Consider the following 8584-nt stretch of genomic DNA (forward strand, 5'->3'; position numbering starts at 1 on the left):
CGCCCCTCACCCTTCACCACGGGAATGCGTGATCGGGACTGAGACGTCGCGCAGAACGGGCGAAGCGATCGCCAGGCTCAAGCCCAACCGGGCCACAGCGGAACCGGGCTTATATGCCCGGCGTAACCCGCTGCCTGGAGATCGCTTCGCCCATTCCGCGTGGCCTGTGAGGTCACGCCACCTTCTACTCGTCGTCCTCGGGCACTTCCTCGTTGAACGAGATCGTGGGGGGATCCTCGTCCGAGTCTTCGGAGTCGTCCACGGTGTTCTCCGCGTCCTGCGACCCGTCCTCGTCCGGCTCCTCCACGTCGGCGGGATCCTCATCGGTAGCGCGCAGTTCCAGTGGGTCCCCGTTCTGCGGCGTCAGGGTGAGCACGTCACCGCTGACCTCGACCGTGGCCTCGCCGTCGAGTGCACCGAGCAGCGCCTTGTCGATGTCGCCCAGCTCGTCCATGCAGGCGCGGGTCGTGGCGATCACCTCGGTGAAGGTGACTGTGCCCGCCTCCTCATCGACGTCGGCATTGCCGCCGAAGCTGTTGCACCCGGTGTTGCCGGACACCTCGCCGTCGTCGATCACGAACATCGCTTCGGCCGGCGGCTCGCTCGGTAGGTCTTCGACGGAAGTGACGTCGAAAAGCTTCCATGTTGTGCCGGTCAGCGGGAGGCTCTCGGTCTCCGACCCGGAGTCGTTGTCCTCGGGGACGACCGTGGTGTCGTCGTCTTCGCCGTTTCCACACGCAGTCAGGACGGCGGCACTGGTGACCGCCGCAACCAGAAATCCAAGTCGTCGTCTCATAACCCTGAGACGTACCCGGTCGCGGTCCCGTTCCACCGGGTTTGGACACATCTCATCGGACACCTCATCGGCGCCCCAGCACCCGGGTGACGGCCGCACCGATCGTCGTGGCGAGCACCGCACCCATGAACATCAGCCCGTACGCGACCCAGAGGTCCATCCCACGTGGGTCCCATGCGGCCTGCTGGCCGAGCCGTACTACCGGAATCAGCAGGTCGATCGTGTACCCGACAGAGTTGTACGTCGGGTGTACGTCCTGCTCGATCGGTTCCAGCGCCCGGCCCGCGAAGTAGGCGGAGCCGAGCGCCAGCAGTCCGGCGAACCAGAACCCCGCCAGACCGGGCCGGTAGCCGTACCCGACCATGACGTCCTGCACGTAGCCCCACACTTTCATCAGCAGATGCCCGAATGTGGACCGTCCGAGCAGGTCCCTGCGGTGTCGCTGGCGGGCCAGCAGCACGGTGCGAGCCCCCGCGTCGTCGCCGATCCGGCGGTAATGGGCGGCGAGCTGCTCGTAGGCCTGGTGCTGGTAGCCGGTGGGGTCGCGGCGCAGCCAGGCCAGCGCGGTTTCGACGTCGGCGCCGCCGGGATCGTCGAAGCTGAGCCCGGAGAGCAGCACGGTGGTCGTGTCCGAGGGGTCGAGGACCAGGGTGCGCACCTCGGCGTCGCGGAGGTCGACGGCGCACTCACCCTGAGGCAGATCCACGGAACCGGCGCGCACCGCCGACAGGTCGATGTCCATCGGGCCGCTGAGCGCCCGAGGGGTGGTGATCGAAAGCCCGTCCAAGGACAGCCGACGTGCGATCACGGCTTCCCTGATGGCCACGAGCGGCCGGGATTCGCCGCTGACGGCCAGGCCACTGCAGATCAGATCTCCGTTGACATGACTCCGGGCAAGGATGACGACGCCGTCGATGTCCAGGTCGGTGAGCCGCAGCACGCCGCATGAGAGGTCGGACGCGGCTACCGCGGTGCTGTCGCCCGCGTCGATGGTGGCCCTCCGCATGCTGACCCCGGATGCGAAGGTCGATCCGCTCAGCCGCACAGCGCCGCAGAACGTTCCGCCGTCGATGAGGAGGTCGTCCGCGGTCGTCTGCAGCGCGCTGAACACCACCGGACCTTCGGCCGACTCGATGCCGTCACCGGTGAAGCGCGCGTCGGCCAGCACGATCCGTCGCCGCACATGGGCCTGGTCCAGGCCGGCCGTCCCGGTGATCTCCGTACGCTCCAGGGAGACCTTGCCGCCGACGTCGATGCCGGTGCAGTCCAGTGCATGATGCCCGGGTGAGCGCAGTACACCCCCGTCCAGGATGAGGTCACCGCCCACGGTCGCGTCCCGGAATATGACCCGGCCGTCCGCCCAGAACGACCCGGCGTTCGCCGAGTACGGGTCGTCTCCGGCGACGAGGTCGCCGCGGATCTGCGCTCTGGAGGCGATGAGTGCGTTGGCCTGTGGGTTGACCATGCGGGCACCGGTCAAGACGAGGCTGTCCGTGGTGATGGCCGTCAGCCGGACCGCGCCGGAGGAGACGAGCCCGCGTGCTGTGAGCCGTCCATCCACGCGCATGCCGATCGCGTCGATGACGATGCCGCGGCCCTCGACGTGGGCGTGCCGCAGCAGTACGTCGCTTCGGACCCGGGCCCGGAAGAGCCGGAGCTTCCCCTGGATCCGGGCGCCGTCCATGGCCAGGCTCTTGCCGATGTCTGTGTGCGAGAGGTCGATGTCACCGTTCGCTTGGAACGCCTCGCCGAAGATCACTCGTCCGCCGACGACCATCCGGGACCCGGTCAGCGCCGTCCGGCCGCCGCCGTCGAGTGTGGCGCCGGCGAGAAGCAGGGTGGTGCCGACACGTGCGCCGTAGGCGTTGAATGTCCCTTCGTTCCGCATTCCCTCACAGTTGAGCTCCCGGCGGATGGTCGCGGACTGGAGGTTGACCGACCAGCTGTCATGCGGCCAGCTGATTCGCGTGTCGGACAGACGGATGTAGGTCGCCTCGATCTCATCGAAGGCGAGATGGCCGTCGAACGTGGCGGCGTCGGCGACGATGTTGGTGACGCGGGCCCCGCTGGCGACGACGGCCCGCCCGCCGGTGTCGCGGACGCTCAGGCCGCGTAACGCCACGGTGTCCCGGATGATGCAGCGGGGCAGGGAGATCGCGCCATGCGCCCGCGCTCCGTGCTCAATCTCGAACCGGTCGGCCTCCACGTCGCCCGCGTGCAGGGCGTAGCCGCCGGGGCAGGCCAAGACCGCGCCGTTGAACGCGATGGTGCCGGTGATGGTGGCGTGACGGAGGTCGAGAGTGCCCGTGCATCTCATCCCGTCGCCATGTACGCCGGCCGCTCTCAACCGTCTCAAGTCCAGCGCTGTCCCGGCGCCGTTGCGGATGACGGCGTCGGTCATGTCCACCCGCCCGTCCACGGCTGAGGCTCCAGAGAACACGATCGCACCGCGGGCGCGCATGCCGGCCATGCCGAGCCGGCCCCCGACGACGAACCGCTCGGCGTGCAGGGCCTCGCCGTCGGCCGCGAACATCCTGGCGCGATCGAACAGGAGGTTCCCCCACACATTGAGGTTGTGTGCGCGGAACGGAGTCTCCGTGGTGACGAACCTCGTGTCCTCGAACGACATCGAACGATGGATGCGGGTATCGGCGATGACCGTCGTCCCGACGTGACAGTCCCGGACGGTCACGGCCCCCTCGACGTCGATCGACTCGGTCCTCAGGCCGGTCAGCCGGCACCGGACCAGCTCGATGCCGACGGCAGTGAGCTCGGAGAACCCCACTGCCTCGTCGATCCAGCACATGTCGAGCCGCAGCGGCCGGCCGAGCCTGCCGTAGCGGAAGCGCATGTCGCCGGTGATACGCGCACCCACGAGCCGGACGGCCGCTCCGTACGAGGCGGTGCCGTCCCGCACCAGCTCGGCAAGGACGTCGGCCCGGACGATGCGTTCCTCCGACCACGCGGAGCCGTCCTCGGCCGACCTCGGATCGATGTCCAGGCCGATGACGGCTTCCTCGCCCTGCTCCACCGCGTCTCGCAGCATCTTCTCGGCGGTGCTGAGCCTTTCGCGCGCCACCTGGTCCTCCTTCGCGTCGGCCGCGCAAGAGCGCCGCCTCCCGGAACCCTTGCCTGCGCAACCTCTACGAGAATCGCTGAGAGGTGGCCGATGATCAAGACCGCGAGGACGCCGGAAAGGTCCACTTGCAAAAGTTACTGACGGGTAGCATCATGGGGTTACTGGCTAGTAACCAGCCCGGCACGGCCTGACGGAGGAAGCATGGGCCACTACAAATCCAACCTGCAGGACATCGAGTTCACCCTGTTCGACGTGCTTGGACGGGACAAGCTGCTAGAGCGGGGACCGTTCTCCGACTTCGACACGGATACCGTTCGAAGCATCCTCGCCGAGGTCGACCGGATGAGCCGCGAGGAGCTGGCCGAGTCGTATCAAGAATCCGACCGCAACCCTCCCCGATACGACCCCGAACAGCGCACGGTCACCGTGTCCGACGCGTTCAAGAAGAGCTACCGGGCGTTCGTCGACTCGGAGGTGTGGCGGTTCGCACTGCCGGAAGGGCTGGGCGGGACCCCGCTGCCACGTTCGGTCTACTGGGCCGCCGCGGAACTGATCACCGGCTCCAACGCCGCTGTGTGGATGTACGGATGTGGCCCTGCATTCGCCAGCGTGATCTGGAAGAACGGGACCGAGGCGCAGAAGCGCATCGCCGAGATCATGATCGAGCGACGCTGGGCCGCCACGATGGTACTGACCGAGCCGGACGCCGGCTCGGACGTCGGCGCCGGGCGCGCCAAGGCCAGCCCGCAGCAGGACGGCACCTGGCACATCGACGGCGTCAAACGGTTCATCACCTCCGGTGAGCACGACATGTCGGAGAACATCGTTCACCTCGTCCTCGCCCGCCCTGAGGGCGTCGACGGGGTCGGCGGGCCGGGCACGAAGGGACTGTCGCTGTTCATCGTCCCCAAGTTCCGTTTCGACCTGCAGACCGGTGACCTGCGCGAGCGTAACGGCGTCTACGCCACCAACGTCGAGAAGAAGATGGGTCTGAAGGTCTCATCCACCTGCGAGCTCACGTTCGGCGACGGCGAGCCGGCAGTGGGGTACCTGCTGGGTGAGGTCCATGACGGCATCGCCCAGATGTTCCAGGTCATCGAGTTCGCTCGGATGATGGTCGGCACCAAGGCCATCGCCACGCTCTCCACCGGCTACTTGAACGCCCTCGAGTACGCCAAGGAACGGGTCCAGGGGCCGGACCTGACGCGGGCCGCGGACAAGAACGCGCCGCGTGTCCCGATCACACACCACCCCGACGTACGCAGATCCCTGATGACGCAGAAGGCGTACGCGGAAGGCATGCGGGCACTGTTGCTGTTCACCGCGACGATGCAAGACCGCGTCATGGAGGCCGAGGCGAGCGGCGAGACGGACGAGGTCGCTGAACGGGTGAATGACCTCCTGCTTCCGATTGTCAAGGGTTACGGTTCAGAGCGATCCTGGGCGCTGCTCGGTTCGGAGTCACTGCAGACCTTGGGTGGCTCCGGGTTCCTGCAGGACTACCCGTTGGAGCAGTATGTCCGTGACGCCAAGATCGACACGCTCTACGAGGGAACCACGGCCATCCAAGGCCAGGACTTCTTCTTTCGCAAGATCGTCAAGGACAACGGGCAGGCCCTCGGCTGGCTGTCGGAGCAGATCCAGCAGACGCTGACGGCCGAGGCCGGGGGCGACCAGCTCAAGTCCGAGCGGGAGTTGCTGGCCACCGCGGTTGAGGACCTTCAGGGCATGCTCGGCGCGCTGATCGGTTTCCTCATGTCCGCAGACCCCGGCGCCGACGGCGGTGACCCGCGCAACGTCTACAAGGTTGGGCAGAACACCACGCGGCTGCTGCTCGCTGCCGGCGACGTGGTCGTCGGCTGGCTCTTGCTGCGTCAGGCGGCCGTCGCTCTGGAGAAGCTGGACCATGCGACCAAGCCGGCGGACCGGGCGTTCTACGAGGGCAAGGTCGCCGCCGGCCGGTTCTTCGCCCGCCAGGTACTGCCGCGGCTGAGCGCGGAACGAGTCGTCGTCCAGAGCACCGACAACGCGCTGATGGATCTCGACGAACACGCATTCTGACCGAACCCGCGCAGGGACGTGGAGGGAAACCCTGAGGACCCACGAGGATCCGGGAACTCAGGGTGGTGTCGAGGCGTTGTCGACGGGTAAGTGGGTCACGTGCGGGTCGCGGCTCGGTATCGGTGTCGCGGGCTGTGCGTGTTGCCTGGCCTGACATGTGGAAGCATCTGACACCGTGGTTCCCTCTCTCGTGCGTCGCGTCCTGTTGAGGTCGGCTCGTGGTGCTGGCCAGGCGGGACGTGGAGAAGGCGTGAGAATTTCGTACAGGTTTGTCACGGTTTTGGCGGCTTTGTTCACGTTCTTGATGCTGCTGGCGCCGGGTGCCACGGCGTCCGAGGAGCCGGAGCAAAACGAGGGCGAGCAACCCAGCGTGGTGTTCGCCGGCGTCGCAGGTCTGGCCTGGGAAGACGTCACTGAAGAGGACATGCCCACCCTGTACGAGCTGGCTGGGACGGATGCTGCCGCCTCCCTGACAGCTCGCACGATCCGGTCCCGCACGTGCGCCGTCGACGGCTGGCTGACGGTCGGGTCTGGTCGTCGAGCCACCGACCTGATCGACTCCGACGGGGACGGCGGCGCGGATCGGTATTGCCGGCCGTCTCCCTCGCCCGTCCATGACGACCAGGGCGGCGCCTCGGTCCCGGGGTGGGAGCAGTATGTCGAGGAGCAGGAGGACCACGCATACAGCGCGACGCCCGGCCTGCTGGGGGCGCAGCTCAACGAGCACGGGATGTGCGCGACGGCGGTGGGCCCAGGCGCGGCACTGGCGCTCGCCGACGAGTCGGGCGAGGTCGGTTCCTTTCACCCCAATGCCGCGGAGGCCGACCGAGACCTGATCAGCGAATGTCCGGTCACGGTGGTCGATCTCGGTGCGTTGCCGCCTCCCGCGCCGGCGGGTAGCGACGAGACCGCGCGGCAGGCGGCGCTGGACCAGCGCCGCCAAGTGGCCCGTGGCATCGACGACCTGATCGAGCGGCTCCTGGAGGAGTTGCCCGAGGAGACGGCGTTGCTGGTTGCGGGTATCTCGGACAGTGGGCCGACCGCGATCCCGCTGCACAACGACCCCAGCAGGGTAGCCAGCTCGGCGCTGAGGGTGGCGGTGGCGCACGGACCGGCCGCGGACGGCACCGAGTACGGGCATCGCTGGCTTACCTCCGGTTCCACCCAGTGGTCCGGCATCGTGCAGCTGACCGACGTGGCCTCGACCTTGCTGGACTACGCGGGCCTGGAGGAACCGACGGAGGGCTCGGTGGGACGCCCGTGGTCCACCGCCGGGGAGCACCCCGCGTCGGCCGCAGATACCGTGGACGAGCTGCTCAGCATCAACACGGCGGCGCAGATCTATCGGACCCAGTCCGCTCCCTTCTTCCAGATCCTGGGCGCCGCCCAGCTGGTCTTCTTCGGCGGGGCGCTGCTCATGCTCCGGCGGCGGCCGGCCGCACGTGCCCCTGTGCTGAAGGCCGTGCACTTCGGCGCCATCGCGGTGGCGTCCTTCCCCGTGGCGTCGTTCCTTGCGAATGCCTTCCCGTGGGCACGCTTCGACCGGCCCGCGGTGGCGCTGTGGTCGATCATCACGGTGCTGACGGTGACCATCGCGACGTTCGCCCTGACCGGGCCTTGGCGGCGACATGCCTACGGTCCCGCGGGCGTGGCAGGTGGGATCACCGCCGCGGTGATGGCGTTCGACGTGTCGACGGGCTCGAACCTGCAGCAGCTGAGCCTGCTGGGGTTGTCGCCCGTCGTGGCCGGCCGGTTCTACGGGCTGGGCAACATCCCGTTCGCGATCTTCATCGTCGCCTGCCTGGTGGCGGCTGGGGCGTTGGCGCAATGGCTGATCGGACGCGGCTCATCCCGGCGAGTGGCCGGTGCGTCGACGGTCGTGATCGGCCTCGCGGCGACGGTCGTCGTCGGGTCTCCGCAGGCAGGGGCCGACGTCGGGGGAATCCTGGCGGCGATCCCCGCGTTCACCGTCCTCGCCATCGGCGTCTTCGGCGTCCGTCTCACGATCACCAAGCTTGTCGGCTCGAGCGTCGCCGCACTCGGCGTGTTTCTCGCGGTCGCTTGGCTCGACTGGCAGCGTCCACCCGGCTCACGGAGCCACTTCGGGTCGTTCTTCGAGGATCTCGTCAGCGGCGAGGCGTGGACGGTGGTGTGGCGGAAGTTCGATGCGTCGCTGGGGACCCTGGAGCGGCTTCCGTACTATGCCTGGACAGTGCCGTTTGCCTACGCGCTCATCCTCTGGGTGACCACCCGGCCTGCCTCGGAAGGGCTCCGGGAAACGATCCGGCAGTGGCCGACCATGACCTATGTCGCGTGGTCGGCCCTCATGGCCGGGGCGGCGGGATTCGCTGCGAACGACTCCGGCATCATCATCCCGGCGCTGCTGCTCACCGCCGGAATACCTTTGATTGTCTCGGCGATCGCCGCGGCCAACCGAGATCGAGACGGGATCGAGCGCCCCGAGGAGTTGACCGGCGTCTCAGGCGCGCGGGCGCTTTAGGGGTCGCGCGAATAGGGAGTCGCCTGACTCGCGTGGCCCCGCATCCCGGCTCGCGGCGTTGTCGTCAGTCGACGCACAAACCCCAGTGCGCCTCCCTCCTCCGCCTTGCGAGCCGGGCGCGGATGCCCCGCTCGCTTAACCGGCGCCC

The 8584-nt window shown here is 68.1% G+C and carries 4 protein-coding genes; 2 read left to right on the top strand and 2 right to left on the bottom strand.

What is annotated here, in order from left to right:
- Positions 1-184 precede the first annotated feature (184 nt).
- Positions 185-796: an META domain-containing protein gene (locus ELR45_RS30810; protein ID WP_165368249.1), complete on the bottom strand. Its 612-nt coding sequence runs from the start codon at positions 794-796 to the stop codon at positions 185-187.
- A 64-nt stretch (positions 797-860) separates the two neighbouring features.
- Positions 861-3875 carry a hypothetical protein gene (locus tag ELR45_RS30815; RefSeq protein WP_129669704.1) on the bottom strand — a complete coding sequence of 1005 codons (3015 nt, stop codon included), beginning with the start codon at positions 3873-3875 and terminating at the stop codon, positions 861-863.
- Positions 3876-4076: 201 nt separating this feature from the next.
- On the opposite strand from ELR45_RS30815, the gene ELR45_RS30820 reads away from it, so the two are divergent.
- Together ELR45_RS30820 and ELR45_RS30825 are read left to right on the top strand one after the other, a co-directional pair.
- The gene (locus ELR45_RS30820) at positions 4077-5936 is read left to right on the top strand and encodes an acyl-CoA dehydrogenase (protein WP_129669705.1); all 1860 of its coding nucleotides are present in this window, start codon (positions 4077-4079) and stop codon (positions 5934-5936) included.
- 250 nt (positions 5937-6186) lie between these two features.
- Complete coding sequence (locus ELR45_RS30825; protein WP_129669706.1) at positions 6187-8436, top strand: hypothetical protein; 2250 nt, start codon at positions 6187-6189, stop codon at positions 8434-8436.
- Positions 8437-8584 lie beyond the last annotated feature (148 nt).

It is taken from the genome of Phytoactinopolyspora endophytica (genome assembly GCF_004138495.1).
GTDB classification, from domain to species: domain Bacteria; phylum Actinomycetota; class Actinomycetes; order Jiangellales; family Jiangellaceae; genus Phytoactinopolyspora; species Phytoactinopolyspora endophytica.

What these genes read in the sequence shown, in the direction of transcription:
- ELR45_RS30810 (WP_165368249.1), bottom strand. Translation starts at nt 796, where the DNA reads ATGAGACGACGACTTGGATTTCTGGTTGCGGCGGTCACCAGTGCCGCC.
- ELR45_RS30820 (WP_129669705.1), top strand. Translation starts at nt 4,077, where the DNA reads ATGGGCCACTACAAATCCAACCTGCAGGACATCGAGTTCACCCTGTTC.